This window comes from Phyllobacterium myrsinacearum (genome assembly GCF_014138285.1).
Classification (GTDB): Bacteria; Pseudomonadota; Alphaproteobacteria; order Rhizobiales; family Rhizobiaceae; genus Phyllobacterium; species Phyllobacterium myrsinacearum_A.
Genome location: NZ_JACGXN010000001.1, coordinates 262,082 through 288,313, shown reverse-complemented (window position 1 = coordinate 288,313; position 26,232 = coordinate 262,082). Strand labels below are relative to the sequence as shown.

General features: G+C 55.9%; 28 protein-coding genes and 1 tRNA gene. 14 read left to right on the top strand and 15 right to left on the bottom strand.

Going from position 1 to position 26,232, the window contains the following annotated elements; all coding sequences use genetic code 11:
* Positions 1-42 precede the first annotated feature (42 nt).
* Genes FHW16_RS01525 through FHW16_RS01510 form a run of 4 tightly spaced genes read right to left on the bottom strand, consistent with a single transcriptional unit; the run spans position 43 to position 5,108 of the window.
* A complete protein-coding gene (locus FHW16_RS01525; RefSeq protein WP_182547408.1) occupies positions 43-1,164 on the bottom strand; it encodes an ABC transporter permease in 1,122 nt (373 codons plus the stop codon).
* A gap of 7 nt (positions 1,165-1,171) precedes the next feature.
* The gene (locus tag FHW16_RS01520; protein ID WP_182547407.1) at positions 1,172-2,317 is read right to left on the bottom strand and encodes an ABC transporter permease; all 1,146 of its coding nucleotides are present in this window, start codon (positions 2,315-2,317) and stop codon (positions 1,172-1,174) included.
* The gene (locus FHW16_RS01515; RefSeq protein ID WP_182547406.1) at positions 2,314-4,083 is read right to left on the bottom strand and encodes an ATP-binding cassette domain-containing protein; all 1,770 of its coding nucleotides are present in this window, start codon (positions 4,081-4,083) and stop codon (positions 2,314-2,316) included. The genes FHW16_RS01520 and FHW16_RS01515 overlap by 4 nt, the downstream gene beginning before the upstream one ends.
* Positions 4,080-5,108, bottom strand: coding sequence for an HlyD family efflux transporter periplasmic adaptor subunit (locus FHW16_RS01510; RefSeq protein WP_182547405.1), 1,029 nt, complete (start codon positions 5,106-5,108; stop codon positions 4,080-4,082). Before FHW16_RS01510 ends, FHW16_RS01515 begins: the two co-directional genes overlap by 4 nt.
* 90 nt (positions 5,109-5,198) lie before the next feature.
* On the opposite strand from FHW16_RS01510, the gene FHW16_RS01505 reads away from it, so the two are divergent.
* Entirely contained in the window at positions 5,199-5,888 is a 690-nt protein-coding gene (locus FHW16_RS01505; RefSeq protein WP_182547404.1) for a CerR family C-terminal domain-containing protein, read from the top strand.
* A gap of 25 nt (positions 5,889-5,913) precedes the next feature.
* On the opposite strand, the gene FHW16_RS01500 is transcribed toward FHW16_RS01505, so the two are convergent.
* Positions 5,914-6,177 carry a helix-turn-helix domain-containing protein gene (locus tag FHW16_RS01500; RefSeq protein WP_182547403.1) on the bottom strand — a complete coding sequence of 88 codons (264 nt, stop codon included), beginning with the start codon at positions 6,175-6,177 and terminating at the stop codon, positions 5,914-5,916.
* A gap of 200 nt (positions 6,178-6,377) precedes the next feature.
* On the opposite strand from FHW16_RS01500, the gene FHW16_RS01495 reads away from it, so the two are divergent.
* Positions 6,378-6,578, top strand: coding sequence for a hypothetical protein (locus FHW16_RS01495; protein WP_182547402.1), 201 nt, complete (start codon positions 6,378-6,380; stop codon positions 6,576-6,578).
* Between the two features lie 42 nt (positions 6,579-6,620).
* Here the strand turns inward: FHW16_RS01495 and FHW16_RS01490 are convergent, their stop codons facing one another.
* From FHW16_RS01490 to FHW16_RS01480, 3 genes are all read right to left on the bottom strand, one after another.
* The gene (locus FHW16_RS01490; RefSeq protein WP_182547401.1) at positions 6,621-7,223 is read right to left on the bottom strand and encodes an NUDIX hydrolase; all 603 of its coding nucleotides are present in this window, start codon (positions 7,221-7,223) and stop codon (positions 6,621-6,623) included.
* 73 nt (positions 7,224-7,296) lie between these two features.
* Entirely contained in the window at positions 7,297-7,701 is a 405-nt protein-coding gene (locus FHW16_RS01485) for a RidA family protein (protein WP_182547400.1), read from the bottom strand.
* Positions 7,702-7,750: 49 nt separating this feature from the next.
* Positions 7,751-7,894, bottom strand: a complete 144-nt coding sequence (locus FHW16_RS01480) for a hypothetical protein (RefSeq protein WP_182547399.1) — start codon at positions 7,892-7,894, stop codon at positions 7,751-7,753.
* 137 nt (positions 7,895-8,031) lie between these two features.
* Here FHW16_RS01480 and FHW16_RS01475 point away from each other — a divergent pair, with 137 nt between their 5' ends.
* The 3 genes from FHW16_RS01475 to FHW16_RS01465 all read left to right on the top strand — a co-directional run bounded on the left by FHW16_RS01475 (position 8,032) and on the right by FHW16_RS01465 (position 10,721).
* On the top strand, positions 8,032-8,373 hold the full coding sequence (locus FHW16_RS01475; RefSeq protein WP_182547398.1) for a hypothetical protein: 342 nt from the start codon (positions 8,032-8,034) through the stop codon (positions 8,371-8,373).
* A 437-nt stretch (positions 8,374-8,810) separates the two neighbouring features.
* The gene (fdhA, locus tag FHW16_RS01470; RefSeq protein ID WP_182547397.1) at positions 8,811-10,001 is read left to right on the top strand and encodes a formaldehyde dehydrogenase, glutathione-independent; all 1,191 of its coding nucleotides are present in this window, start codon (positions 8,811-8,813) and stop codon (positions 9,999-10,001) included.
* A 249-nt stretch (positions 10,002-10,250) separates the two neighbouring features.
* The gene (locus tag FHW16_RS01465; RefSeq protein ID WP_182547396.1) at positions 10,251-10,721 is read left to right on the top strand and encodes a DUF892 family protein; all 471 of its coding nucleotides are present in this window, start codon (positions 10,251-10,253) and stop codon (positions 10,719-10,721) included.
* A 58-nt stretch (positions 10,722-10,779) separates the two neighbouring features.
* Here the strand turns inward: FHW16_RS01465 and FHW16_RS01460 are convergent, their stop codons facing one another.
* Both FHW16_RS01460 and FHW16_RS01455 read right to left on the bottom strand, forming a co-directional pair.
* Complete coding sequence (locus tag FHW16_RS01460) at positions 10,780-11,793, bottom strand: sensor histidine kinase (RefSeq protein ID WP_348643839.1); 1,014 nt, start codon at positions 11,791-11,793, stop codon at positions 10,780-10,782.
* A gap of 418 nt (positions 11,794-12,211) precedes the next feature.
* Positions 12,212-12,303 (bottom strand) — tRNA-Ser (locus tag FHW16_RS01455).
* A 78-nt stretch (positions 12,304-12,381) separates the two neighbouring features.
* On the opposite strand from FHW16_RS01455, the gene FHW16_RS01450 reads away from it, so the two are divergent.
* The 4 genes from FHW16_RS01450 (at position 12,382) to FHW16_RS01435 (ending at position 14,908) form a co-directional block, all read left to right on the top strand.
* Positions 12,382-12,564 (top strand): hypothetical protein, encoded by a 183-nt coding sequence (locus tag FHW16_RS01450; protein ID WP_182547394.1) that lies wholly within the window; start codon positions 12,382-12,384, stop codon positions 12,562-12,564.
* A 105-nt stretch (positions 12,565-12,669) separates the two neighbouring features.
* A complete protein-coding gene (locus tag FHW16_RS01445; protein WP_182547393.1) occupies positions 12,670-13,392 on the top strand; it encodes a class I SAM-dependent methyltransferase in 723 nt (240 codons plus the stop codon).
* A gap of 242 nt (positions 13,393-13,634) precedes the next feature.
* A complete protein-coding gene (locus FHW16_RS01440) occupies positions 13,635-14,423 on the top strand; it encodes a hypothetical protein (protein ID WP_182547392.1) in 789 nt (262 codons plus the stop codon).
* 80 nt (positions 14,424-14,503) lie between these two features.
* Positions 14,504-14,908 carry a hypothetical protein gene (locus FHW16_RS01435; RefSeq protein WP_182547391.1) on the top strand — a complete coding sequence of 135 codons (405 nt, stop codon included), beginning with the start codon at positions 14,504-14,506 and terminating at the stop codon, positions 14,906-14,908.
* A 336-nt stretch (positions 14,909-15,244) separates the two neighbouring features.
* Here FHW16_RS01435 and FHW16_RS01430 read toward each other — a convergent pair whose 3' ends face one another.
* The 3 genes from FHW16_RS01430 to FHW16_RS01420 form a co-directional block, all read right to left on the bottom strand.
* On the bottom strand, positions 15,245-16,192 hold the full coding sequence (locus FHW16_RS01430; RefSeq protein WP_182548865.1) for a tyrosine-type recombinase/integrase: 948 nt from the start codon (positions 16,190-16,192) through the stop codon (positions 15,245-15,247).
* Between the two features lie 339 nt (positions 16,193-16,531).
* Positions 16,532-17,590: a porin gene (locus FHW16_RS01425; protein ID WP_182547390.1), complete on the bottom strand. Its 1,059-nt coding sequence runs from the start codon at positions 17,588-17,590 to the stop codon at positions 16,532-16,534.
* Positions 17,591-17,659: 69 nt separating this feature from the next.
* Entirely contained in the window at positions 17,660-17,989 is a 330-nt protein-coding gene (locus FHW16_RS01420; protein WP_182547389.1) for a DMT family transporter, read from the bottom strand.
* 405 nt (positions 17,990-18,394) lie between these two features.
* Here FHW16_RS01420 and FHW16_RS01415 point away from each other — a divergent pair, with 405 nt between their 5' ends.
* The 3 genes from FHW16_RS01415 to FHW16_RS01405 all read left to right on the top strand — a co-directional run bounded on the left by FHW16_RS01415 (position 18,395) and on the right by FHW16_RS01405 (position 21,177).
* Positions 18,395-19,477, top strand: a complete 1,083-nt coding sequence (locus tag FHW16_RS01415) for a porin (protein ID WP_182547388.1) — start codon at positions 18,395-18,397, stop codon at positions 19,475-19,477.
* Positions 19,478-19,655: 178 nt separating this feature from the next.
* A complete protein-coding gene (locus FHW16_RS01410) occupies positions 19,656-20,321 on the top strand; it encodes a BON domain-containing protein (RefSeq protein WP_182547387.1) in 666 nt (221 codons plus the stop codon).
* 175 nt (positions 20,322-20,496) lie between these two features.
* Positions 20,497-21,177 carry a hypothetical protein gene (locus FHW16_RS01405; RefSeq protein WP_182547386.1) on the top strand — a complete coding sequence of 227 codons (681 nt, stop codon included), beginning with the start codon at positions 20,497-20,499 and terminating at the stop codon, positions 21,175-21,177.
* Here FHW16_RS01405 and FHW16_RS01400 read toward each other — a convergent pair.
* Both FHW16_RS01400 and FHW16_RS01395 read right to left on the bottom strand, forming a co-directional pair.
* On the bottom strand, positions 21,174-22,064 hold the full coding sequence (locus tag FHW16_RS01400) for an alpha/beta fold hydrolase (RefSeq protein WP_182547385.1): 891 nt from the start codon (positions 22,062-22,064) through the stop codon (positions 21,174-21,176). The genes FHW16_RS01405 and FHW16_RS01400 overlap by 4 nt on opposite strands.
* A 31-nt stretch (positions 22,065-22,095) precedes the next feature.
* Positions 22,096-24,192 carry a lytic transglycosylase domain-containing protein gene (locus tag FHW16_RS01395; protein WP_182547384.1) on the bottom strand — a complete coding sequence of 699 codons (2,097 nt, stop codon included), beginning with the start codon at positions 24,190-24,192 and terminating at the stop codon, positions 22,096-22,098.
* A 269-nt stretch (positions 24,193-24,461) separates the two neighbouring features.
* Here FHW16_RS01395 and dapA point away from each other — a divergent pair, with 269 nt between their 5' ends.
* Complete coding sequence (gene dapA, locus FHW16_RS01390; RefSeq protein WP_182547383.1) at positions 24,462-25,343, top strand: 4-hydroxy-tetrahydrodipicolinate synthase; 882 nt, start codon at positions 24,462-24,464, stop codon at positions 25,341-25,343.
* A 297-nt stretch (positions 25,344-25,640) separates the two neighbouring features.
* On the top strand, positions 25,641-26,129 hold the full coding sequence (smpB, locus tag FHW16_RS01385; RefSeq protein ID WP_182547382.1) for an SsrA-binding protein SmpB: 489 nt from the start codon (positions 25,641-25,643) through the stop codon (positions 26,127-26,129).
* Positions 26,130-26,232: the final 103 nt, after the last annotated feature.

Genomic DNA, 26,232 nt, shown 5'->3' with positions numbered 1-26,232 from the left:
TGTCGAACCACGAACCACGCACTCAAATTCTTGCAGCATTTTTCACACCAGCCTATGGCGGAACAGCCACGATGACACCGGCAGCGTCACCGCCGAGATGGCGATAAGCGCCAGCATTTCGGGCAAGAGCTGCCTTATACCTGCACCTTCCAGATAGACCTGATGCGTAATGCTGATGGCATAGCGCAAAGGATTGATCAGCGTCAGATATTGCAGGATATCCGGCATGTTGCCGATTGGCGCTGTCAGGCCCGAGAGAAGCATGAACGGCATCAAGAGCACGAAGGAAAAGATCATCGCCTGCTGCATGTTTGCGGCCAGAGACGACAGGAAAAGCCCGATACCCACAGCCGCGGCCAGAAACAGGATCAGCCCCATATAGAGAATAAGGTAGGAACCGGCGAAGGGGATCTGGAACCACAGCTGCGCAACCAGCAGGATCAGGGTGGCCTGTGTCGTTCCCACCATCATTGACGGCAGCGCCTTGCCCACCATGATTTCCGATGGGCGGAAGGGCGTGACCAGTAACTGGTCCAGCGTTCCCGCTTCTCTCTCCCGCGCCACGGACATGGCTGTCAGCATCATTGTCATCATCATAGTGATGGTCCCGATCAGCGACGGGATCATGTTCCAGCGCGTCTCGAGGCTTGGATTGTACCAGGCGCGAGTGGTTACCTTTATCCCGGCGTTGGCTGTCTGGCCATGTTCCTCACGCCAGCGGGTGGTAAAATCCGTAACAATCGCGCTCACATACCCTTGCGCGGTGCCGGCGGTGTTGGAGTTGCGACCGTCGGCAATCACCTGCAATTTGGCCGGCATGCCCGCCATCAGGTTCTTCTCGAAATCCTGGTCGATGACCAGCACCAGCAGCACGCGCTTGTTGTTGATGTAGGCGGCAATATCGCTCGTCCGTTGCAGGGTGGCGATACGGCTGAATGTTCCCGAACCATCGAGCTTGGCGGCAAGCGCAATGGAAGCAGCGCTGTGGTCATGATCGAGAAGGGCATAGGGTACATTGTTGAGGTCGTAACTCGCGGCATAGCCGAAGATCAGGCATTGCAGGATCGGCGGCAGAACCAGCACGATGCGGCTTTTGGGGTCTTTCAGCATTGCCAGCAATTCCTTGCGGATGAGGGCAATGATGCGGAAGAGGGACTGAATCATGCTTGCCTCATCCGAGTTTCTTGCGGGTTGCCCGCACGGACGCTGCCATCAGCACTGCGGCCATGACCGCAAGCACGGCTGCATTGGGCAGGATTACGCCCCAGATATCGCCTGCGAGAAACAGGGTCTGGAGGACGCTGACGAAATAGCGGCCGGGAAAAATATAGGTGATGAACTGGATGATGAGCGGCATGCTGCGAATGTCGAACATGAAGCCGGACAACATCATTGCCGGAAGGAACGTGACAACGAGGGTGATCTGGCTGGCAACAAACTGGCTCTTTGTGACCGATGAAATCAGCAGGCCGATGCCGAGGGCGACGATCAGATACAGCATCGAGACGATGACGAGTATCCACAGCGAGCCGCGCAGGGGGACGTGAAACAGGATCTGGCTGCCGATAACTGACAATGCCAGCCCGAGCATCCCCAGGACGAAATAGGGAATGACCTTGCCCAGCAGGATTTCAACCGGCCGTACGGGGGTCACAAAAAGCGCTTCGAATGTGCCGCGTTCCCATTCCCGCGCCATGACGAGGGCCGTAAGCAGGGCCCCGATCAGTGTCATGACAAGCACGATCAGGCCGGGCACAAGAAAATAGCTGCTTTCATTGGCTTCGTTGAACCAGAGCCGCGTCTGCATGTCCACCGAAGCGCCGCTGCCGACAATCTTGCCCTCGGCAGCTTTCCGCGCCAGCCATGTTGCAACGGCGCCTTGCGCATAGGCCAGTGAGATGCGCGCCGTGTTGGCATCGGTGCCGTTGACGACAATCTGGATGTCGCCATTGCCCAGCGCAACGTCTCGGGCAAATTGCGGCGGAATACGCACGATGCCGCTGACGGTCTTGTCTTTGAGAAGCCGTTCGGCCTCCGCCATGGTTTTCACCGGATAGGTCTGGAAATACTCGGAAAGCTCGAAGCCCGACACGGCACCGAGTGCTTCCGCCGAATTCTCTTCCATCACAAGGGCGAGCGGCAGGTTCTTCAGATCGAATGACAGGCCATAGCCAAACAGGATCAGCAGCATCATCGGCATGATGATGCCGACGGCGATGCTGCTGGGATCGCGGATCACTTGCCATGATTCCTTGCGGACCAGCGCGAGGATGCGCCGCAGGCTGCCATAATGCTGCGCTGGAGCGGGGGCGCTCATGCCGCCTTGCCTTCGGCTGCAGCAGCGCTGCGGGATTCTTCGACAATGGCGATGAACGCATCTTCCATGTTTGGCTCGCGCCCGTCCTTCGGTTTGGCGTGGCCGCGTATGTCGGCGGGCGTTCCCTCGGCGAGATTGCGCCCGGCATCCATGATCATGATCCGGTCGCAATATTCCGCTTCTTCCATGAAGTGGGTGGTAACGATGACAGTCACGCCCTGTTCCGACAGCGCGGTGATGCGTCCCCAGAATTCGCGCCGGGCGAGGGGATCTGCGCCGCTGGTTGCCTCATCGAGGAACAGGATGTCGGGTTCGTGCAGCAGGGCGGCCGCCATGGCGAGGCGCTGTTTGAACCCGCCGGGCAGCTGTCCGCTCGGCAGCGTTGCGAGTTCACCCAGTTCGAACTGGTCCTTCGACCACGCGATGCGCTCGCGCTTCTTCGCACCGCGCAGGCCATAGGCGCTGGCGAAGAAATCCAGATTCTCGTCCACGGAGAGATCGCCGTAGAGCGAAAACTTCTGCGCGACATAACCGAGATTCTGCCGCGCTTCCGCCCGTGCCGTGCGTAAATCCGCTCCTGCGACCCGCAATGTTCCGCTGGTTGCAGGTATCAGCCCGCACAGCATGCGGAATGTCGTGCTCTTGCCCGCGCCGTTCGGGCCGAGCAGCCCGTAGATTTCGCCGCGTTTCACCTGAAAGCTGACATGGTTGACCGCAGCAAAATCACCGAACATGCGCACGAGATCATGCACCTCGACGGAAATCTCATCCTTCCGTGCGACGTCGGCACGCTTCAACTCAAGGCTGCTGGAATGGCCTTCGCCAGCCACGGCGCTGAACAGCACCATGAAGCCGTCCTCGAAGCGTGGCGGCGTTGCGGTCAGCGCCACGGATTTGCCGTCAATGCTGAGTTTGCCCTTGGAACCAGGCTGTCGCACGACACGCACCTTACCCGCTTCCGGTACCGCATCCACCATGCCTTCATGGCGGAAAAGCCGCGCCTGCAGAGAGCGGGCGCTCATGCCGTCCTGCGGCGTGGCAATGAACACATTGTCCTTGGCATGGGCGGTAATGTCTTCAGGCTTGCCCTGCGCCAATATCTTGCCCAGATGCATGACGACCGCATGGTCGCAAAACTCGGCCTCGTCGAGATAGGAGGTGCTGACAATGACTGTCAGGCCGTCTTCACGCACCAGTTTCAGCACGATTTCCCACAATTCCCGCCGCGACAGCGGGTCGACGCCGACGGTCGGCTCGTCGAGCAGCAACAGCTCCGGCGAACGCACCAGCGTGCAGGCAAGACCAAGCTTCTGCTTCATGCCGCCGGACAGCTTTCCCGCCAGCCGTTCGGTGAAACGGCCAAGATTGGTCATTTCCATCAGCCGAGGATAAATCTCCTTGCGCTGTTCCGGGGGAATCCCATGCAGGTCCGCATAGAGATCGAGATTCTGTTGGACGCTTAAATCCTCGTAGAGACCGAATTTTTGCGGCATGTAGCCGATGCGGTTCTGCACCGCCTGCGGATCAGCTGCAACATCGATGCCAAGCACATCGAGATCGCCGCTCTCCGCTGCCATCAGCCCGGCAATCAGCCGCAGAATCGTGGTCTTGCCCGCGCCGTCAGGTCCGACAAGGGCGGTGACTGTCCCATGGCGCGCTTCGAACGCGACATCATCCAGTGCCTTGACCGTCTCGCCCGTATCACGGTGGAACGTCTTGTGAATGGACCGCGCCGTAACGGGGGAGGCTGGCGCGGTGCCGGTCATGGTTTGGGGTCCGGTTCGGGTGCCGTTGCGTGTGGTTCGGCATTCGGCAGCAACTGGACCGTGGCGGGCATGCCAAGGCGCAGCACATCCTTCTGGTCATCGACGAAGACGCGCACTTCGTAGACGAGGCTGGTGCGCAGGTCCGTGGTCTCCACGGTTTTCGGCGTGAATTCCGCCACCGGTGAGATGAAGCCGACCCAGCCGTCAAGCGGCGCATCGGGGAAACTGTCCGTGGTGATCTTTGCCCGCATGCCGGGACGCAGATGACCGAGACTGGTTTCGGAGACATAGGCACGCACCCATTTGGTGCCGCGTGTCGCGAGCGAAAATACCGGTTTGCTGGGGGATGCAATCTCCCCCGGTTCCATCAACCGCGAGCGCACAACACCGTTAAAGGGCGCGACCAGCTCAGCATCGGCAAGCTGCTGGCGCACAAGTGCAAGCTGTGCCTCGTTACCGCGCAATTGCGCTTCGCTCTGGCTGATCTCCTCAACACGCGGACCGGCGATGGCAAGCGCCAGAGCGGCCTGCGCCACGTCCACCTTGGCATCAGCCACCGCCGCCGCTGCCTTGGCCGTATCAAGATCCTGTTTGCTGGCCGTGGCGCTGGCGGTCAGCGCCCGCTGACGTTCGAACTGTGCCTTGGCATTCAGCGCATCTGCCTGCGCCGAAACCAGATTGGCGCGCGACTGCGTGATTTCCTCGGGTCGGCTGCCGTTTTTCAGCTGGAGCAGGGCAGCCTGCTGCGCGGCCACAGTTGCCTCCGCCTGTTGCACCTGCGGGGCAAGGCGGCTTGTATCGAGCCTTGCCAGAACCTGGCTCTTGCGCACCATGTCGCCTTCTTCGACGGATACTTCGGCGATACGCTCCGAGCCGTTGAAGGCAAGTGACGCCTGCCGCAGGTCGACATTGCCGTAAAGCATCAGCGCGTCATCCGTTGATTGCCGGTTGAAATACCACCATGCCCCGCCGCCAAGAGCGGCGATGACGATCAACGGAACAAGAATGCGAAGAATTTTGCTCATGCCTCATCATACGGGAGCTCAGCACATTATGTCAAATTTGAATTTCAATTTTAACTTTTAATAATTTCAAATATGGACTAGACTGCTGTAATGATACGCAAAACACCTCGAAAACTTCCAGGACGCCGCGAAGATGGTGCCTCTACCAAGGCCCAGATTCTGGAGGCTGCGGGCGAAATCTTTGCCGAAAAGGGCTTTGACCGCGCCACGGGCAAGGAGATCGCCGAGCGGGCGGGAAGTAATTCCGCTGCGGTGAATTATTATTATGGCGGCATTGAAGGGCTTTATGCCGAGGTGCTGGTGGAGGCGCACAGGCGGCTCCTGACCTATGACCGGCTGGTCGCATTGGCCGAAGGGCCGGGGGCTTCGATCGACAAGCTGAAAATCCTCATCGGATTGATCGCGGGGACGATCACGGCATCTGCTTCGTCCGCGTGGGTGCTACGGGTGCTTAGCCGAGAGATTCTGGCGCCCTCATCGGCCTTTCCAGTGCTGTTGAAGCAGGAGATTCTGCCGAAGAAAGAGGTGGTGGCCGGGCTTGTTGCCGATATTCTGGGCGTACCCGTCGCACATCCGGCGGTGGGGCGGTGCCTGCTCAATATCGTTTCGCCCTTCGCCATATTGCTGGTCGGCAACCGGCAGTTGCTGTCACAAGTCCTGCCGGAGCTTCTGTCTCCCGAACCCGCCGCACAGGGCGCCATCATCGCCCATTTCCAACGCTTTGCTCTGGCCGGACTGGAGGCCGCGGCAGCCGAGTTGCGGAGGGAGAAGGGGGACTAGCGTCTGTTTCTTCTACAGAGAATAGTCATTTGGATGATTTTTCCGCACGCAAACGGACACCCGGACCACCACTGGTCGTCTCTCCATCTTGCTGGAACACGACGCCCTGCGCCTTGAGCGCATCGGTCACGGCATCCAGAGTATCGGTGCGGACTTTCACCCTTTCGCTTCCGAATGCCTCCATATTGCGGATCGTATTGGCACTCACGCCCGCCTTCTCGGCGAGTGTGATCTGCTCCATGCCAATCAATGACCGCGCCGCCCTTATCTGATGTCCGATGATAGCCATTTTGTTTCCAGAGTAAATATATTTGGTATTATACCTAAGTCTAATTGACTGCAATTGAGACTGTTGTGTATAGGATTAGCAGTAATATTTTTGGTGATAATCACTAAATAGACATTAAGCGATGCCGATTCTCACATAGGCGTCAGCCGCATATACTATGCCTGAATGCAAAGATTCATCAATCCCGCTGAGCCCAAGTCATGAGCGACTCATCAAGCAAAATCGTTGAAGCCTGCAATCTGTTGACCGATGTCAAAAATCTGGTTGAAGTGCTCTTTATGGCGGCCGCCGATATCAGCAATGAACGGCAGCAATCGGCCATCCAGTATGTCTGTGACATTGCCGACGAGCGGATAGCTACAATCAATGCGCTGTTGAATACAGCCTGCAAGCAGCTGTAAACAACCACGCTGAACAGTCCTAGGCACGGGTGGGCGTGAACGTCAGGGGTGTGTTGATAGATAGCGTAACGCTGCCAATGCAGCGTCGAGGTCTGTCATCGCTCCGTCCGCGACGATCAACTCGAATGTTTGGAGATCTACCAGGACAGTTTGCGCAAGATCGTGGGCTTCGTGTTTGGGTTCAGCCGCTTTGACTGCATTACGCATGAGATAAATATGTTTGCGTGCATTTGAATAGGCAGAAATATAGGTTGACGCGAGATGGATCAACTCGCCCGTGTATCCAACTTCTTCTAGAATCTCCCTTTTGGCTGCTTCGGCGGGACCCTCGCCCGAATCAATACAGCCACCAGGTATTTCCATCAGAAAACGTGCGGGCCCGGGCCTGTATTCCTCAAGCAAAACAAATTTATTATCGCTATCGATAGGGAGGCACACGGCAACATCAGGCTCGTCGCGGATAAAAAACTCGGCAGAATTGCCTGCGGGCATAAGCTGAGTGACGTGTTTCACGGTTAGAAAAGGGTTCTGATAAACGGTATACTCGCTGATCAACGCAGGCATTGAGCCGTTACTGAGGGTTGTTGTCGGACTAATTGCCTCGTCCACTCTATTGAAAAGAGTTTTACCGATATTCGAACTCAAGCTTGTCTCCCATGATCATGTCTGGCTTTGCTTATTGTAACAGATGCGGATTGCGCGGGCCCGGTGATTTTCCTTAGGCCACGTCGTGGGTAACAGCCATCGCGTCAATCTCAAGCAGGTAATCAGGATGGGACAGCGCCGCCACGCCCACCAGCGTGTCGGTGGGTTTGTGATCTCCGAACAGGGCCACTCGACCTTGCTCGATCATATCAAGGTGTTCGCGGCGGTAGTTGGCGACAAAGATCGTCAGCTTCGTCACCTGTTCCGGACGGGCGCCGGCTGCCGCCAGGGCACGCCCGATATTGGCAAACACCTGATGTGACTGGGCGGTCATGTCACCGGGACCGACAAGTCGACCCTCACTGTCCTCCGCCACTTGCCCTGCGATGAAAACCAGCCGGGTTCCCGTTGCGATGATGACATGGCTGTAGGTCTCGGGAGTGGTTATGCCGTCAGGATTGATGCATTGAAGTGCCATTGATTCCGCCTCTTCCTTCACGAGTTACCGAGGCGAAGGACGCCGCCGTCTACTTGCCTTCGATCGAAACGCCGCCTTCACCGATCTTGAGCTCGACGCCGGGTTTGTTTTCTTCCCTGTAGGTGTAGACGCCAAGGCCGATGACGACAACGAGCAAGGCGCCGATGACAAGGTAAAGACTGTTCCGGTTCAAAATGATCTCCTGAGTTTCGGGGAGAAAGGACCGGGAGGAAACGGTGCAGGCAGCCGAAAGTTCCCTGCCGTACCGTTCATACTCTGTTTATAACTGAAGGCGCACCTATGACAGGTATGAATCGATAGGAGTGACTTATGAAAAATCTTGTTTCGTTGTTTACCGCAGGATTGCTTGCGGTTCTCGTTGGACTGACTTCGGTCGTTTCGTCGAACGCCGCGCCTGTATCAGTGCAGAAGGCACCGGTTGTGTCCAATGTGGAACAGGTACAGTACCGCGAGCAGCGCCGTTGGGATCGTCGCCATGACCGCCGTGGCGATCGCCGCTGGGATCGTGATGATCGCCGTCGTCCGCACTTCGAAAACCGCCGCTATCGCCCGGGCTACTGGAAGAACCAGCGCGGCTACCGGGAGTATCGCCGTGGTTATCGTCGCCACAGCGATGGTTACTGGTATCCATTGGCAATCTTCCGTCTCTAGGACGAAGGATAGTCTTTGACCTGAAAAAGGCGGCTCGTGAGAGCCGCCTTTTTCATGCAAAAAAGCCCGTTGCCAATGTCTGCACTTGACGTGAGCTCTCGCACCTTGCGCGCGATGTGTCGTGCCAGTGGTATTTTCATGTCGGAATCCTCGGACACCGCGCCGTCGCCGAAGCGATCGCACCGTACCAGCCAGCGGCTATTCGCCTGACATGGCGAAGCACGCGTTTTTCGGCAGCGATGCGGCCCTTCCATTTTCAATCGTTGAAATGACATGTCGCGAACAGAACGGCCAATGCAAGAATTCGGCCTATGGTTGAGATGCTGTTCGCCGGATCTTTGGCGCCCCGCGCCAAGAGAGTTGAAGACCGTTGAGGAGTTCAGTCTTCCCCATGGGAGACTGTTGGTACGCAGAGAAATCCAAGGGAGGAGTTCCGAATGAGCAAAAACAGAGGCGTCGTTTACGTTGGACCAGGCAAGGTCGAAGTGCAGGATATCTTTGATCCGAAACTGGAGGCACCCGATGGACGCCGTATTGAACACGGTGTTGTTCTCAAGGTTATCTCCACGAATATCTGCGGTTCGGACCAGCATATGGTGCGCGGCCGAACCACTGCGGAGCCCGGCCTCGTTCTCGGGCATGAAATCACCGGCGAGATCATCGAAAAGGGCCGCGACGTCGAAATGCTCTGCGTGGGCGACATTGTGTCGGTGCCTTTCAATGTGGCCTGCGGCCGCTGCCGCACATGCAAATCTCAGGACACGGGCGTCTGCCTGACGGTTAATCCGGCGCGTGCCGGCGGTGCCTACGGCTATGTGGACATGGGCGGCTGGATCGGTGGTCAGGCACGCTATGTCACTGTTCCCTATGCGGATTTCAATCTTCTGAAAATTCCTGATCGTGACCGGGCAATGGCCAAGATGCGCGATCTCACCATGCTTTCAGACATATTGCCGACCGGTTTTCACGGGGCGGTGAAGGCAGGTGTCGGCGTTGGTTCCGTCGTTTATGTTGCCGGTGCAGGACCAGTCGGACTGGCCGCCGCGGCTTCAGCCCGCATTCTTGGTGCGGCTGTCGTCATTATCGGTGACTTCAATAAGGAGCGGCTTGCACATGCTGCAAAGGTGGGTTTTGAGCCTGTTGATCTGTCTGCCAGCGACCGCCTTGGCGATATGATCGCCCAGATTACCGGAAGCAACGAGGTTGACAGCGCCATTGACGCCGTGGGCTTCGAAGCACGCGGGCACACTGGCGGCGAACAGCCGGCCGTCGTCCTGAACCAGATGATGGAGATTACGCGTGCTGCCGGATCAATCGGCATTCCGGGTCTTTACGTGACGGAAGATCCCGGCGCTGTCGACAGTGCGGCCAAACAAGGCAATCTTTCCCTGCGCTTTGGTCTTGGCTGGGCAAAAGCCCAGTCCTTCCATACCGGACAGACACCTGTGCTCAAATATAATCGCCAGCTCATGCAGGCCATTCTTTATGATCGCCTGCCTATCGCCGATATCGTCAATGCACGGGTGATATCGCTGGAAGATGCAGCGCAGGGGTACGAAAGCTTCGACAAGGGCGCGGCACAGAAGTTTGTACTCGATCCCCACGGGGAGCTTGCCAAGGCGGCATAGGACCTGGTCCGGTTGCCGTGTGTAAAGACAGCGCCCAGCGTTGATGAAGGCTGGGCGTTCTGTTCGTCGGATAAAAGGCATCCATCGGTCAGATTGTGAAGCGCCGCGGTCTATCCAGGTGATGCGAAACTGGTCAGCAGCCAACTCGCAGGCTCGTGCCTGCTTCCGCAGCCATTCCCTGCGATAAATCGGGAACGATCGGCATCGCTGCGAGTTGGTTAAGTACTCAAATCAAAAGGGAGTACCACCGTGAAAACACTTGCAGAACTGTTCGAACACACGCTCAAGGATGTCTATTACGCCGAAAATGCGATTGTGAAAGCACTGCCGAAGGTGTCGAGTGCCGTTAAGAGTGCCGAGCTTAAGAAGGCGTTGGATCACCATCTTGAAGAGACAAAAGGTCAGATCAAAACCTTGGACAAGGTTTTCAAATCGATCGGAGTGAAGCCTGCAGGGGAGAAATGTGACGCGACGGAAGGGCTCATTAAAGAGACCGATGGCATCGTGGCAGAGGCAACGGGCGTTGCTCTTGAGGCTGGTGCACTTGCGGCCTGCCAGGCAGTGGAGCACTACGAAATTGCTCGATATGGTTCACTTCGCGAATGGGCCAAAGTACTCGGCAACGAGAAAGCGCATGTCCTGCTCAGTGAAATACTCGATCAGGAGAAAGCAGCGAACAACAAGCTGACCAACCTGGCGGTAACGTCAATCAACAAATGACAGAGTAAAATCGACAGTCGAAATCAGCGGCCATATGCTCGCTGTTTTCGATCCGGTTTTACCCCTCTTCTTTTTCCCGGAGGCATTGATCGAGGGGTGCTTTTAGTTCCCAGATGCGCAGCCCACCTTCTCGGGTAAATGTTGACGTCCCGTTGAGTGAAGACGGCGCCACCCGAAATAGGACAATGCTGCCGAAGCCTGTCCTTTGCTTCTTGTCCTCAACCGCGTCACCCGGAACATTATCCGTTTCGCTCCATGTCAAAGATAGGTATTTTTCATCTTCCTGAAGCACACGCCAGGTAACGGCAATTGTCCCTTCCGACGTTGCGAAAACGCCGTATTTTGCTGAGTTGGTTGCCAGTTCATAAATTGCCATTCCGATGTTTAAAACGGCATGCGGAGCCAGGTTTAGGAGTGGTCCCGACAGATGTACGAGACCGTCATGACCAAAGGGGCGCAACTGGTCTTCAATGAGCGTTCCTAAATATGCGCCACGCCAATCAGTTGCGACAAGCAGATCGTGCGAACTCGCCAACGAAGAGATGCGGGAATTAATCTGCGACGCAAAAGAATCCACACTCTCGGCTCGTTTTGCAGTCTCTCGAATGATCGACTGGATGACGGCATACTGATTCTTGACTCGGTGGTTTACCTCTCGAAGAAGAATGCGGATTCGCCGCTCGTTCTCCTTCGTCGCCGTTATATCACGGACTATCTTTGATGCTCCGACGATGCGGCCCGTGGCGTCTTTGATGGGCGAGACAGTGAGTGATACGAAAATCAAATCACCTGACTTCGTAAGACGTTGCGTCTCAAAGCTTTCTACGACCTCGCCGCGCCTGATGCGCGCAAGTATGGCATCCTCTTCGTCCTGATGGTCCGCTGGAATCAGGATCCTTATACTTTTGCCAATCATTTCTTCAGCGGAATAGCCGAAGTACTGCACGGCCGCTCTATTCCAGCTCTTCACGTTTCCGTCGAGATCTTTGCTGATGATCGCGTCGAATGAGCTATCCACAATCGCTGCAAGCCGCGCTTCAGTCACGCGATCGTCTTTGGTGTTCGAAGCCACGGTGATTTTTCCACTCATTTTAAAAAGCAACGCCTTCGGTATTTCATGAGTTTAAAAGCTTGTCCAATATAGTTGAACCATCGGTCCGTTGGCCTTCCCATGTTGCGATGGTCGATCACAACGATCTGAAACGATGGCTGAGACGTCTTCTTCAGGAGACGGTTCACCAGAGCTTCGATTTTCCACTCACGCAATACGCGGAGTCTGATTCCTTATACCTGAATCTGTCCGTTGAGGCGTGGTAGAGTGAATGGCGCGTGGAAATCATGCGATAATCAAGCAAGAATTCCGTTTTCGGGTCTGTAGCTGTGATGACGCATCACAGCTTCTGCACCACTTTAGCGAGAAAGCCGCTACGGGGTTTCTCCCGAGGAAAAATGCTGAAGTACTTGAAAAAGAAAATGAAAATCCAAGTAAATGGCGGAGAGGAAGGGATTCGAACCCTCGAGACCGTTTAACGGGTCTACTCCCTTAGCAGGGGAGCGCCTTCGACCACTCGGCCACCTCTCCAAGGACGCTGACTAAAGATGAAACCCCTTGTTGGCAAGGACTTTATGCGGGTCTGTCGAAAATTCTGTGAAAGGAAAGTTGACGACAGAAAACGGCGGCAAACGCCGGTTACAGGTCATTTCAGCAAAATTCGATCGCTCACCCTTTCGTTATATTTGGCGGATGGCCGGAGGCGTAATGAAGGCGGGCGCGATCGTTGCTCTGCTGGACCTGTTCGGGAGAATTGCATTGGTTGATCCCAAAGCAGTTGTCGTGTGCTGACTGGCTGGAATGCTGTGTTTGTTATCCGATTGGATGAATGCGTCTCAAGCAATCGGGATGGTAGGCTTCAGCATTGGTTTGTGGTTATGATATCGGGGGCTGGTCATGGGTGCGCCGATTGCTATGCAGCAGCGCTTCTGGAATGAGTGGAACGCTTCGACTCGGGAGATGCATCTTGATGAGGTATCCTTCCGCCAGGCAGCAGTAGTCCGTGACTGGCTCATGCGGCAGGGCAGTAAAACACTCGACATTCTGGAGGTTGGTTGCGGAGCATGCTGGTTTTCCGACGAACTTTCACAGTTCGGTCAGGTTACAGGCACAGATCTTTCTGATGAGGTTCTTGCGCGGGCACAACAAAACATACCTCAGGTGAGATTTGTTTCCGGAGACTTTATGGGACTCGATTTCGGCATCCAGTCCTTTGACGTCATTGTCTGTCTTGAAGTGTTGTCGCACATAGCTGACCAGCCAGCGTTTATAACCAAACTTGCAAGCCATTTGCGTCCCGGCGGCTACTTGATGTTGGCCACTCAGAACAAGACCGTTCTTCAGAAATATAACCGCATTCCACCGCCGGGCCCGGGTCAACTCCGGCAATGGGTTGACAGGACAGAACTCGCGTCGCTCTTGTCTGCGCACTTCGAGATCATCGAACTCTTCTCCGTAACACCAAGAGCCAATAAGGGCCTCTTGAGGATACTGCACTCGCGAACCTTGAATCGACCCGTTCGAGCGCTAATAGGGGATCGTCTGGACAAGTTGAAGGAGGCCATGGGGCTGGGTTGGACTCTCATGGTGCGCGCGCGAAAGCCTGTATCGGCGCTCTGACCGAATCTGGTTACAGGCAAGTTGGGTGCATGATTTTATGGAGATGGCCATATCTATTGAATCACGCTGATAAACCTGTCCGGACAGATGATGCCGCTATATTCCCATGATAAAGCATATGGCCCTTGCGGGCATTCAAAGCCTCAAATCGATTGATCCTGAAACTTGCCCGTAACGCATGACTTGTCGGTGTCATTCAGCTCGTGTAATTCAGGGTGTGTGCGGTATCAAAGAGGCAGCCTATGACATACGCTATTTATCGACGGGGTGCTCCGCACCGGCCGAGTATCACACATGACAATGGTTTTCTCGACAAGTTTGCCCGGCGCGCCCCGACGACCGAGGATCGCATGAACTATGCGCGGTGGCGTGCGAAACTGGAGCTGGGCGAATCGATACAGGGCGTGCCGGGGGTGCCACACAACAATCTTCCCGATGCTTTGGCGGCATACCGCCATTTTCTGGACGGCAGCGGCAGCGATCGCACATTCGGCTATGAGCGTTACGTTGCGAATGATCCATCAGGGCAGGTCACATTGCAGTCGGCAATGGTTGAGGCGATGGGAGCAGCCTACGACATCCATACGCTGCTCTATTCCGGAGCAGATGGTGTATTCCAATTCACCGGTACTGCAATCGCCTGCGGCGGCACCAACAGTTATTTCCCCTATCCAAAAACGGAAAATTGGCAAAAGGCCATTGGTGCCCATCAAATCTGGATCAGCGGTGATGTCAAAGCCAAGTGGAATGCGCCGGCCAATGGCGCGGATTTTGAAATGACATTCGTTCTCCATGCCGAGGACCGGTATAATTTCAATCCGGGCGCCGCTGATATTGCGACCGGCATTCCCGACAGCGACAATGGGATCTTTGAAATCACAGGGTTGGCCAAGCAGTATATGAATTATTCGACCCTCGAGCGGCATGTCAGCTGGACCGGCAAGCCGGCAGCCGGGTTCAATGTGTCGATGGTCCCATGGTTGCGCCAGATGCAACCGTCGGATAATCGGCGTGCCAGGAACCGCATATGATATCCCGGCGAAACATCTTTTCCATTTTCCTCACGCCTATATTCCTGTTCGCCGTGGCGAGTTCTAAGAGCGAGGCCGATATGACAATACCCGTGAGCACCGATGCTGCGATCCTGGCGAAGTTCATTCATCTCGATCCAAAGCCGATTGCCGTCAAATGGTCGGTCAGCGAGAAGGGGGAAGGTGAAGTTTTCGGCCCATCCGATTCGAGCCTTTACGCGCTTCTCACCTACGCGGATGCGGATTTTGCAAAAGTCGCGGCGAAACTCGCCTCCGGTCAGAAGCTTCCGGCTGCCAGCGTAGATGTCTTGCCGCCTTGGCTGTCCGAGGAAGCGGATCTCAAGAGCTTTAAAACGAATACGGGTTACGATTTCACCGGTCAGGCACTGCCGGCCGATCCATACCTCGCCAGTCCATATAGCGACGGTTTTGCTGTCACCTTCAGTCACAGCCGCACCATACTGGTTTACGGCTTCTCGCGTTAAGCCGGCAGTTCACCGTACCCACTGCGGACACATCGTCCCGATGCTGTAATGGCCGGTGAGGGCCTGAGGAGAATGGATATGCCGCTAGGCCCGGCGACGTTGAGGCCCGTATTGTCTTCGTCGGGATTGGTGGTGCCTTCATTCGCACCATGATGGTGATTGTAAAGGCCCGATCTTTCACGCGAATCTACCGGACAACCGGACGGGACTTGCACACGACCGGGCCAACGATCGCGGCAGGATTGCCGGCAGTATTCGGGTTGCTTGCCCTTGTCATCGCCGGACTGATTTTCCCGCTGATCAGTTGACGCTAACACCTTGCTTGTGACGCGCGGATCACCCGGCCATGCCGGCTCCGCAGCCTTTATTTTGTTCCAGAACAACCACGCAGGAGTCGAGATCATTGGTCGCCAGATGTGCGTAGCGCATGGTCATCTGCAATGTCTGATGACCAAGCCACATCTGCACGCGCCGGATATCAATGCCGCCGCGCACCAGCCGTGAGGCGCAGGTGTGCCGTAAGATATGAGGGACGACCTGATCGTCTGCTCCCAATCCTACTTCCAGCTTGGCCTCGTTCCAGATGGCGCGGAATCGCACCTGATTGTGCATGGAGAAGGGGCCTTTCAGACGGCTGCGTGGAATTTGGGTGGCCTCATGGGCCCGTCTCGTCAGTGGAACCGTGCGGCTGCGTCCGGATTTGGTCAGCCAGAATGTTGAACGGCTTCCTTGCAGATCGTTCCAGCTCAGCCCGATGGCTTCACCGAGCCGGCAACCCGTATCGACGAGAAAGATACTCAAACGGTAACTGTCCTCGCATTTGACCCTGATCGCCGAGAACAGGCGCGCTTCTTCCTCTGCTTCCAGAAAACGAATACGGCCCTGCCGCTCCTTTTGGCGGCGGAATTCCGGCAGATTATAGATATCGCCCATCTTGCACGCTTTCCGGAGCAATTTGCTCAAGGCAGCCATCTTTCGATTGATGGTTGCGTTGCTATTGCCGCGTTCGCGTAACGTGCCGATCACAGAATCCAGCATTTCCTGTGAAAAGATGCTGAAACGTTCACCGCCCAAAATCTCGCCGATCTCACCGAGGAAGGATCGTACGTTGCCCTTGTGCGAACCCTCATCCCACAGGATGCTGATATAATGTGCGGTCAATTCACTGAGAGAATGATCCTTGACCAGCCGTTTGGTGGCGTGATCCGCGGATGCGTAAGTGAGATTATACTGAAACTGGACCGGAAATTTCGTGTCCGGCCGTGTCGTACCCATGGGTGACATTGTCATAATGATTGCACTCTAAATCAGAAAAATATGCATAAAAAGAATATGCCACGAGTTGTAATCGTCTTTCTGAAAAGCACAATCGGGTGGGTTGTAACACTTTAGACTAATACCAATCCATTCGAGGAAGCCTTGCACAGCCCCGTCAACAACCAGTTCCCAGCGGTATTGCCCAAACATTTCAATGTCTCCTCGGCTCGCAGCCGTTTCGGAATCCTTTCTCGGTAAATGTCTGTGCGTCGCAGCTACGAACGCTGAAAATTGATTGTTGAATATGAATTAGGGAAAAAACCCAACGCCGGAAAATCCCCGGCGTTGGTTATGCAAGTCATGAGATCAGAAGTTGCGCTGGAAGCGGAGGAAACCGCCAATCGCGTCGTCGCCGCCTTTATTAGCCAGGGACTTGGTCTTACGGGCGCCATCGAACTTGGTGTAATTGATTTCAGGCGTGATCGTGAACCCGGGTACCAGCTCGTATCCGACGCCGAGTGCACCGGCGTAGGTGCCTTCGGATTCGTAGGCCAACTGCGCGTTGACTGTAGCCTTGTCGGAAACCTTGGCGGACAGACCACCCCAGAGTGCCCAGTCACCATCCCATGAACCATAGTAGGAACTGGTGCGGGGCTCTTTCAGATGATCGCCATAGCCGGACTGATAGCCACCCAGAATGAAGGCGGATATCGCTTCGGTGAGCTTCACGTCCAGACGGAGTTTACCGGCGAACTCTTCAATAACAGAGTCATATCCGACAACACCGGCAATGTCGCCCCAGCCCTGTTCGAACTTCGCACCAGCCACAACGTGCGGCAGGTAGTCAGTAATCCGGTGATCCTTGTCACCCTGCTCTGCGCCGATCAGAGCTGAGAAGCCATTGCCGCCAGTGAATGTGTAGCTGACCTGATTGGTGGAATCACCGGCATAGGCAATCACACCATCATTCAATACGTTACCGGCGGAACCGGTCCATGTGTCGTAGAGCGAGTCGGTGACACCGATGCGAAAGCCGCCGAGCGAGATATACGCATGGGGGATTGCCGCGCTGTTTTCAGCGTCCGCATAATTGAACTGTGTTTCGGCGAAGGAACGCAGCGTACACAATTCGGTGTCCGAACGGGCATCGAAGCGAATCGTGGCACGTGACTTCAGTTTCCAGGTGCCAAGTTTGCCGCCCTTGGAGACGTCGTCGCCGCCCTTGGTATCAAACCGTACATGGCCGGATACCTTAAGGCAGGTTTCGGTGCCTGGGATGTAGAAGAAGCCGGCGCCGTATGCGTCGCAAACGCGAACGTATTCGACAGCTTCTGGCTCGGCGACGACAACTGCATCGGCAGCGCGTGCACCGGTTACTGCAACGAGGGCTGCAGCGGAGCCGAGTAGAAGGCTCTTGATGTTCATTTCTGACCTCCAGTCACAGTTTGACCGGAAGCCGTGGTGATTTTGGGAGATCAGCCAGGCGTTAGAGCATCAATGCCCGACGGTTCCCGAGAACAAATTGACGATGAGAACACCAGCAATGATGAGTGCGAGGCCTATAATGGCAGGCAGATCAAGCGGTTGCTTGAACCAGAACCAGCCGATTGCTGCGATCAGCACGATTCCGGCACCGGACCAGATTGCGTAAACAATGCCGACAGGCATGGTTCTGATCAGAATGGACAGGACATAAAAGGCGGCCGCGTAGCCCGCCAAACAGATCAGAGATGGCCAGAGCCTTGTAAAACCATCGGCTTGCTTGAGGGCAGACGTGGCAGCAACTTCAAAAACTATGGCGACAATCAGATAGAAATAAGTCATGGCGGACCACCTGTCAGAATCGGCGTGCAATCGGTTCGATTCGATTCACGCACAGCAACTGTGCAGGTGATTGATGCCCGATTCCCAATCAAAACACCGTTCCAATTCCGCCATCGGCGCCGACGATTTTATGAAAATCCGGTTACCTATATTAATGAGTGGTAAAGATTTCGCCGGGGCGGCGACGATTTCGTGTCATTTGTGCAACAGGGATAAGGCATAGAGCCCCAGTGGGGTGTGGATGCCGACATTCATGGTTGAAACCCCGGAGATGGCGAGTATGTTCGGTCGCAGAGGAAGGGCGTCGATCGCATTTCTTCTTGGACTTAGGGGATGGGGACAAGGTTGTCCTTCAGCCAAATTGGAATGCCCAGACCCATTTTTAACTTTGACTGGAGGTCAGAAATGAACATCAAGAGCCTTCTACTCGGCTCCGCTGCAGCCCTCGTTGCAGTAACTGGCGCACGCGCTGCCGATGCAGTTGTCGTTGCCGAGCCAGAAGCTGTCGAATACGTTCGCGTTTGCGACGCATACGGCGCCGGCTTCTTCTACATCCCAGGCACCGAAACCTGCCTGAAAATCGGCGGTTACTTGCGTTATGACGCCAAGGGCGGCGATGACGCTTATATCGGCGGTGAGCGCGGTACTTGGAATAAGCAGACACGTGCAACTGTTCGTTTTGACGCTCGTTCGGAAACCGAACTCGGCACACTGCGTTCCTACATTGAAACACGTTTCAACTACACCGACGGTTCCAACAGCGGTGGTCTGATTCCTCAGGCTTACATCGAACTCGGCGGCTTCCGCATCGGTGTTGCTGACGAACTGTTCGGTTCGTGGACCGGTTATGCTGGCGACGTCATCAACGATGACGTGATCAACTATCAGTCAGGCACATCGAACCAGGTTAGCTACACGTTCACTGGCGGCAACGGTTTCTCGGCGATCATCGCTGCTGAACAGGGCCAGGAACAGACTGCAAGCTTCTTCGATTACGACTACCGTATCGACGACTACATGCCACACGTTCTTGCTGGTGCAAAGTACGAGCAGGCTTGGGGCGGCATCTCCGGTGTTGTTGGTTATGACTCCAAGGTTGAAGAATGGGCCGGTAAGCTGCGTTTGGACGTGAAGTTCACCGACACAGTCAAGGCATTCGTCATGGGTGGCTATCAGTCCAACTATGACTCCCGTGTAAATGGCGACCGTAACTGGTTCGGCACATGGGAAGGCGATTGGGCTGTTTGGGGTGGTCTGTCCGCTAAGGTTTCCGAAAAGGCAACTGTTAACGCACAGCTCGCTTACGAAGAAGAAGGTACATATTCTGGTACTTTGAACGTCGCTTACGAACTGGTTCCTGGCTTCACGATTACTCCTGAAGTAACATACACCAAGTTCGATGGCGCTCGTAAGGACTTCGCTGAAAGCCAGCGCGGTGGCAAGGACGATGCCATTCAGGGCATGATCCGTTTCCAGCGTAACTTCTAATCCTTCTTAGGATTAAAGGTCATCAGGACCCGGCAGCGCAAGCTGCCGGGTTTTTCTTTGCGCGCAGCTGAGCATGCATTTTGCAGAACGCATTTGATGCCAGCCGCCATGTTGATATTCCCGATGACATGGGGCAAGACAGCATTCTGTCCGATTGCCACAAGGGAAAACGTTGCACATGCACATCGTCAAAAGCTGGTTTTGGCCCGGTATCATCACCGTTGCATGTTTAACGACGCTTGCCGGCTGGTTCCTTGCCGAGCCGATAGACCGTCAACTGACCGATTCGGTCGCCGCTGCACTGGAAGTTGACAACAGCTGGGCCAGTATCGAGGTGGACGGTCGCGATCTGATATTAAAAGGTGTAGCACCTTCCGAAGAGGCACTCGCGTCGGCGCTCAAGATAGCCGATGAAACCAACGGTATCCGCGTGGTTGAAAACGCCGCAACACTCCTGCCGCTGGTGGAACCCTTCAGTTTCGTGGTCACGAAGTCCGATCAGGGGGTTCTTCTGTCTGGAAATGTTCCGTATGGCGATACGCGCGCGAAACTCCTGGCCGCCGCTGAAAATGCCATGCCGGGAATTGATATCCTCGATGAGATGGCTGTTGCGCGTGGCGCACCGAACGGGTTTGTTGAACTTGCCAATTTCGCCCTGCAACAGGCATCACAATTGGTGAGCGGGGAGATCAGCCTTGCCGGTGAGACCTACGGCATCAACGGAACAGCGGCAAATGCGGCTGATTATGAGTCGATCACCAACGCGTTGAAGACACAGCTTCCGGGTAATGGTAAAGTCGGTGAAGTAAAGCTGGCTCCTCCAGCCGTCAGCAATGCCGGATGATAGTCACGGGGCGGCGCTATTTCGGGCGCATTCAACAGGAGTGTGTACAATGATGTATCTCATCACCAAGCTGTGGCTTTTTCTGTTGGTGGCTGTTCTCGTCGGTTTCTATGTCGGCTGGTCGACCCACAGTGAGAAGCGCAACTGATCTCTCTTGAAACCGGAGTAAAGAGCTATGGTCATTTTTCTTGTACAGTCCCTTTTACTCGTTGCAGCGGCCTTTGTTATCGGTGCAATTTTAGGACGTTTTTTCAAAGGGTTGTCGCCAAAAACCGATTCTGTATCTCAGGATTCTACGCGTGCGGCTGATGCGCGTCTTGCAGCGGCTGTCACCCCTGCCAATGATGATGTCAACAAGCCCGCTTCGAACACTGTCGCGATGGTTCCCCCCGCCGAGCCGATTCCCGCAATGGCCGCTGCTACCGTGTCTGCAGATTCAGCTGTCAGCAGCACGGTAAAGGCGAAGACCAGAGCCCCGGCCAGAAAGAGCGGCGCAAAGAGTGCGCACGCGCGTCCCTCCAAGACAACGGAAGATGACAAACATCGTCCGGCAACGTTGAAGAACGCGCGGAGAGGCAAGCCTGACCGATTGCTGGATATTGACGGCATCGGCAATGTCATACAGTCGGAGCTCTACACACTCGGTGTATTTCACTTCGACCAGATTGCCGGCTGGGACGCAGATCAGGCGGCATGGGTCAGCCGGGCAATCGGTTTCCCGGGCCGTGCGCATCGCGAAAATTGGATAAAACAGGCTGCGGCACTGGCGAAGCCAGTGGCGGAAGCACCGGCCAAGCCGAAGGCTGCCGCAAAAGCCAAGCCCAAAGTGCAGGCGAAAAAACCTGCGAAAAGCTAGGCCGGACGCAGATCGACGCCAGACGCAAAGGCTGCGATCAGGTCAGGCAGACGTCCCGTTTCGAGCAACGGAGCATGACCCTGACCGGCAACGTTGAACAGCTGAAGCGCGTTATGCCGCCGCGCCATTTCGTCAACGGTTTCCTGCGCGAGCAGCTTGGTGTTTTCGCCCCTGATAACCAGCAACGGCAGATCTTTCATCAGGTCGAACTGGGCCCACAAATCGGGCAGTTTCTGCGAATAGTCGACACCTTCCATTGTTTTCAGAAGATTTGAATCGTAATCCGAACGGATAATACCATTGTCTTCGCGATAGATCGCATGGGCAAACCGGTGCCAATCCGCATTCGTCAGGGCAGGGAAGGCTGAACCATGCACCGCCAGCTGCAGTTCGGCTGCATCATCCCAGTTCCCGGGTTGGCGCGCTCCATCGAGATAACCGGCGATCTGTTTCAATCCCTCGACTGCTATTTCGGGTCCGATGTCGTTTAAGATGACACCGGCCAGCAACTGCGGGGCAAACGCCGCCAGAATGTGGGTGATAAGCCCGCCACGGGAGGTTCCCAGGAAGATCGCCCTGCTGATCTGAAGATGGGCAAGACCTGCGATAATATCGCCGGCTTCCGTGCCGATATTGTAGTGGGACCAGTCTGGATCATAGGCCGACAGCCCACGGCCACGATAATCAAAGGTTATCACCCGGCGCCGTGTCTGCGGATGCTGCGACAGAAAGAGGGCAAGCTCGTGAAAATCCCGGCTGTTGCGGGTGAGGCCCGGCAGGCATGCGACGGGGAGGTTGTCTGTCTTGATCTCCGGCTCGTACAGGCGCGCGTAAAGGCTCAGACCATCGGGGGCAGCGAAATGAATCTCACGAAATGAATCGGCCAATCTGCAATCCTGTTGTTGAGTTTCAGGCGGGCTACCGTTGCAATCTTCCGGCGGTCAGATCACTCTCGATCTGGGCCTTGCCGTAAAGTCGCGATTTATAGACCTCATAGTTTTCCATGACACGTTGCACGTAATTGCGTGTCTCCGTGTAGGGAATGCGCTCGATCCAGTCCACGACCTCATCCACCGATTTGCCGCGGGGATCGCCATAGCGTGAAACCCATTCGTTTGCCCGGCTGGGACCGGCATTGTAACCGGCAAAGGTCAGCACATAGGAGCCGTCGAATTTTGCGATCTGTTCCCCGAGGAACCGCGCACCCAAGGTTGCATTGTAGGCTGCATCGCCCGTGAGCCGGTCCTTGGAGTAGGAGATGCCGGCGCGTTTGGCGACGTCTTTTGCCGTGCCTGGCAGCAATTGCAGCAGACCCCGCGCACCGGCGCTTGAAACCGCGCCGGCATTGAACTCGCTCTCCTGCCGCGCAATCGCATAGGCGAGTGCCGCGCCGGAACCGGATATATTGGCATTCTGCGGAATAGCCCCGATGGGATGCGAGAGCGCCCCAACATCAATGCCGCGCTGCGCTGCGGTCTTGCCGACCCGCAGGGCAACGAAGTGGTTGCTCTTGCGCTCTGCCATTACGGCCAGCAAAGCCAGCTCGCCCGGACTGTCGAGTTCCTGGCTCAGACTGGTATAAAGCATGGCGGCACGCTGGTCGTATCCGGTCTCTTCGAGGCGCAAGATGGCACGAACGGCCTCGCGCTGGGTGAAACGTGCACGATCGGCATCGCTCGGTTTCGGATAGGGAAGCTGCAGGCTCGATTGTCCAAGTTTGGCGGCGGCCAGCTGGCCGTAAAACGTCGTGCCATAGCGGGCGGAACGGCCGTAGTAATCACGGGCATTGCCGCCAGCGCCGGCTTCTGCCGAACGGCCGAGCCAATAGTAGGCGCGCGAAGCCGACATTGGGCGTGATGAAATTTCGGCAATGCGGGCAAAATGGCGCTGTGCCGTCTGCGGATCTTTCAGGGCGCGCAGGGCGTACCAGCCCGCATGAAATTCGGCTTCCGCTGCCACCGCAGGCGTTTCTGCGCTGTGCATCGCCGCAACCTGATAGGCGCGCTTTGCGTCACCAATATCCAGCAGCTCCCGCGAAAGCACACGCCGCTCTACCCACCATGCGTCGGGATCAACGAGCGATACGGCATCACGCGGCGCGGTCGCCATGACATCGGCAGCTTCCTTGAAGCGCTCCTGACGGCGCAGATACTGTGCCTTGGCAAAGATATAGGCCGGATTGGATTGCCACGCGCTGCTGATTGCCGCCAGTTTCTTGGCCGCGTCAGGTGATTTCTGTAGAACAGCGGCGAATGCGTCATAGAGCGATTCCGCATTGGCGAGTTTGGCGACACGCCCGGCGGACTTTGCCTTGCCTTCATAAAGCATGGTGAGCATGCGCATCATATGATCCTCGCGCGGAATAACCGCTGCGAATTCCTTCAGGATCATCGCTTCCTGTACATCGTCGAGCTTTTTCGTGCGCCAGAAAGGGCCGAGCACCTGACGAGCTCGCATGGGGTTCCCCGTTGCGACGAAAGCCCGCGCGAGAATGATTGTGCCTTCGGCCGTTTGCGGCGGAGTGCCGCCAAAGGCGCTGATCACTGTCGCGGGAGCCGGGTTCTCCTTGTAGAGCGCCCGTTCCGAATTATTGCGGAAGGTAGCCATGCCGGGCCATCCCGGCAATTCCGCGGCTGCATGGGCAATTTCCGAACTGGGGACACCCGGTGCATTCGACAAACCAATGGCCCAGGTCAGGATATGCCGGTCGAGAGCATTGACCGGCAGGCCATTGCGGATGCCGAGGGCCTGCTGCACATCGCCGCTTGAAAGCGCGTCAAGCCCGCTTTTCAGGCTGCCGGCAATGGCCGATGGTTTGGAAGGCTGGGTGATGCCTGATGTTGTAACAGGATCGGGTTTCGCCAGGATCTGCGCAGCAGGACTTACCCGTGTTTGCGTCGGCGCAAATGGCTTGAGGGTCGGGATAGGAGGTGTTGAATTTTGCGCAAGCGAGGCCGTCGTCACAAACAGGGACGACGCAAGAAGAACATGACGCAAAACAGAAGTTCTCAGCATACAGACGACCAGTTTTTTCGAATAGGATCACATGACAGCCCCAGGATCCAGAACTGTTGGATCATATAATAATGGCGGACGTGTGAAGGCACTCTTAACGAAAGGTTAGCACGGCGTGTTGCTTTTGATCAAAACATCAATTGTATTGCTGTTTTTCATCAAGGAAATCATCTTGCCCGGCGGAGGCTGCACGACTATGGTGCGCCACCTTGTGGTCCTTAGCTTATTGGTTTGGGCCATGACCCATTCTTGTTTTCTTGGAGTTTACTATGCTGAAAGGCTCAATTACCGCTCTCGTCACGCCATTCGACCAAAACGGCTCGTTTGACGAGAAAGCCTTTCGTGCGTTTCTGGGCTGGCAGATTGCCGAGGGCACAAATGGTTTCGTTCCTGTCGGAACCACGGGTGAATCGCCCACACTGTCGCATGCCGAACATAAGCGGGTGGTTGAAGTGTGCATCGAGGAAGCCAAGGGTAAGGTTCCGGTGATTGCAGGTGCAGGCTCCAACAATACCCGTGAAGCCATCGAACTGGCACAGCATGCCGAGAAGGCTGGAGCGGATGCCATTCTGGTTGTCACGCCCTATTACAACAAGCCGAACCAGCGCGGTCTCTATGCCCACTACAAGGCCGTGGCCGAATCGGTCTCGCTGCCCATCATCATCTACAATATTCCGGGTCGTTCGATCATTGACATGACTCCGGAGACGATGGGCCAGCTGGCGCACGATTTCAAGAATATCGCCGGCGTCAAGGATGCGACTGGCAAGATCGAGCGCGTCTCGGAACAGCGCATCACCTGCGGGCTTGATTTCATCCAGCTCTCTGGCGAGGACGCCTCCGCTCTCGGCTTTAACGCCCATGGCGGCGTCGGCTGCATTTCCGTCACGTCAAACATCGCGCCGCGCCTTTGCGCTGAATTCCAGGCAGCGACTCTCCGCGGTGATTATCCTGCTGCCCTGGCCATTCAGGATCGCCTGATGCCGCTGCACAAGGCACTCTTTATCGAGCCAAACCCGACCGGCCCGAAATATGCCCTGTCCAAGCTGGGCAAGATGAACAATTCGCTGCGTTCCCCGCTCGTCCCGATTGAAGCCGCTACTGCGGACCGTATTGATCAGGCGATGAAACATGCGGGGCTGATCAACTGACAATTGAGGTCGTGCACTCATAAATCTAATTGAAATGGTATGAGGCCATTTGCTTGGATACGAGGAGCAAAGGCGATGGCAATGTGGTTCATTGTCGAGCCTTTGCGACGACGTAGCCGGGCAAATGGACCATATCCTCCGGACGCCGAAACGGCTGCAATCTGCAGTGTCGAGCCGCTCGGCCGGGGGAAAGGCCCCGCCCTTCACGCCTCTCCTCGCATCTTCTTGCCGTTTCAGGCGCCATTTCGATCAGATTTGTGAGTGTACGACCTACTTGGAAAGCACTATATAGGCCTCATGAACAAGCCCAAAGCTGCCAAAAAACCCATAACGGTTAGCAAGATCATTGCTGAAAACCGCAGAGCGCGCTTCAATTTCGAGATTCTCGACACGATGGAGGCTGGCATTGTGCTGCAGGGCACGGAAGTCAAATCCCTGCGCAACAATCAGTCCAACATAGCGGAAAGCTACGCCAGCCTTGAGAATGGCGAGTTCTGGCTGATCAATTCCTATATTCCGGAATATCTGCAGGCCAACCGCTTCAACCATGAACCGCGCCGCCATCGCAAGCTTCTGGTCAGCAAGCGTGAAATGGCACGGTTGGCGCAATCGGTCGACCGCGAGGGCATGACAGTCGTGCCGCTGAAACTCTATTTCAATGATCAGGGCCGGGCGAAGCTGGAACTTGCCGTCGCACGCGGCAAGAAACTGCATGACAAGCGCGAAACGGAAAAGCAGCGCGACTGGAATCGTGAAAAATCACGGCTGCTGCGCGATCGCGGCTAGTTCTTCCTGTTTTGCAATCCTCACTCTCCCTCATGGTGAGCTTGTCGAACCACGGATAACGGTGGTGCGTGGTTCGCAAGTTCATCCTGAGGAAGATCATGCT

Bases quoted from the DNA above. Each gene is read 5' to 3' on its own strand.
- FHW16_RS01410 (WP_182547387.1), top strand. From the start codon at position 19,656: ATGCACATCGTCAAAAGCTGGTTTTGGCCCGGTATCATCACCGTTGCA.
- FHW16_RS01510 (WP_182547405.1), bottom strand. From the start codon at position 5,108: ATGAGCAAAATTCTTCGCATTCTTGTTCCGTTGATCGTCATCGCCGCT.
- FHW16_RS01440 (WP_182547392.1), top strand. From the start codon at position 13,635: ATGACATACGCTATTTATCGACGGGGTGCTCCGCACCGGCCGAGTATC.
- FHW16_RS01405 (WP_182547386.1), top strand. From the start codon at position 20,497: ATGGTCATTTTTCTTGTACAGTCCCTTTTACTCGTTGCAGCGGCCTTT.
- FHW16_RS01435 (WP_182547391.1), top strand. From the start codon at position 14,504: ATGACAATACCCGTGAGCACCGATGCTGCGATCCTGGCGAAGTTCATT.
- FHW16_RS01495 (WP_182547402.1), top strand. From the start codon at position 6,378: ATGAGCGACTCATCAAGCAAAATCGTTGAAGCCTGCAATCTGTTGACC.
- FHW16_RS01505 (WP_182547404.1), top strand. From the start codon at position 5,199: ATGATACGCAAAACACCTCGAAAACTTCCAGGACGCCGCGAAGATGGT.
- FHW16_RS01520 (WP_182547407.1), bottom strand. From the start codon at position 2,317: ATGAGCGCCCCCGCTCCAGCGCAGCATTATGGCAGCCTGCGGCGCATC.
- dapA (WP_182547383.1), top strand. From the start codon at position 24,462: ATGCTGAAAGGCTCAATTACCGCTCTCGTCACGCCATTCGACCAAAAC.
- FHW16_RS01525 (WP_182547408.1), bottom strand. From the start codon at position 1,164: ATGATTCAGTCCCTCTTCCGCATCATTGCCCTCATCCGCAAGGAATTG.
- FHW16_RS01395 (WP_182547384.1), bottom strand. From the start codon at position 24,192: ATGCTGAGAACTTCTGTTTTGCGTCATGTTCTTCTTGCGTCGTCCCTG.
- fdhA (WP_182547397.1), top strand. From the start codon at position 8,811: ATGAGCAAAAACAGAGGCGTCGTTTACGTTGGACCAGGCAAGGTCGAA.
- FHW16_RS01515 (WP_182547406.1), bottom strand. From the start codon at position 4,083: ATGACCGGCACCGCGCCAGCCTCCCCCGTTACGGCGCGGTCCATTCAC.
- FHW16_RS01420 (WP_182547389.1), bottom strand. From the start codon at position 17,989: ATGACTTATTTCTATCTGATTGTCGCCATAGTTTTTGAAGTTGCTGCC.
- FHW16_RS01430 (WP_182548865.1), bottom strand. From the start codon at position 16,192: ATGTCACCCATGGGTACGACACGGCCGGACACGAAATTTCCGGTCCAG.
- smpB (WP_182547382.1), top strand. From the start codon at position 25,641: ATGAACAAGCCCAAAGCTGCCAAAAAACCCATAACGGTTAGCAAGATC.
- FHW16_RS01415 (WP_182547388.1), top strand. From the start codon at position 18,395: ATGAACATCAAGAGCCTTCTACTCGGCTCCGCTGCAGCCCTCGTTGCA.
- FHW16_RS01500 (WP_182547403.1), bottom strand. From the start codon at position 6,177: ATGGCTATCATCGGACATCAGATAAGGGCGGCGCGGTCATTGATTGGC.
- FHW16_RS01475 (WP_182547398.1), top strand. From the start codon at position 8,032: ATGAAAAATCTTGTTTCGTTGTTTACCGCAGGATTGCTTGCGGTTCTC.
- FHW16_RS01425 (WP_182547390.1), bottom strand. From the start codon at position 17,590: ATGAACATCAAGAGCCTTCTACTCGGCTCCGCTGCAGCCCTCGTTGCA.
- FHW16_RS01445 (WP_182547393.1), top strand. From the start codon at position 12,670: ATGGGTGCGCCGATTGCTATGCAGCAGCGCTTCTGGAATGAGTGGAAC.
- FHW16_RS01485 (WP_182547400.1), bottom strand. From the start codon at position 7,701: ATGGCACTTCAATGCATCAATCCTGACGGCATAACCACTCCCGAGACC.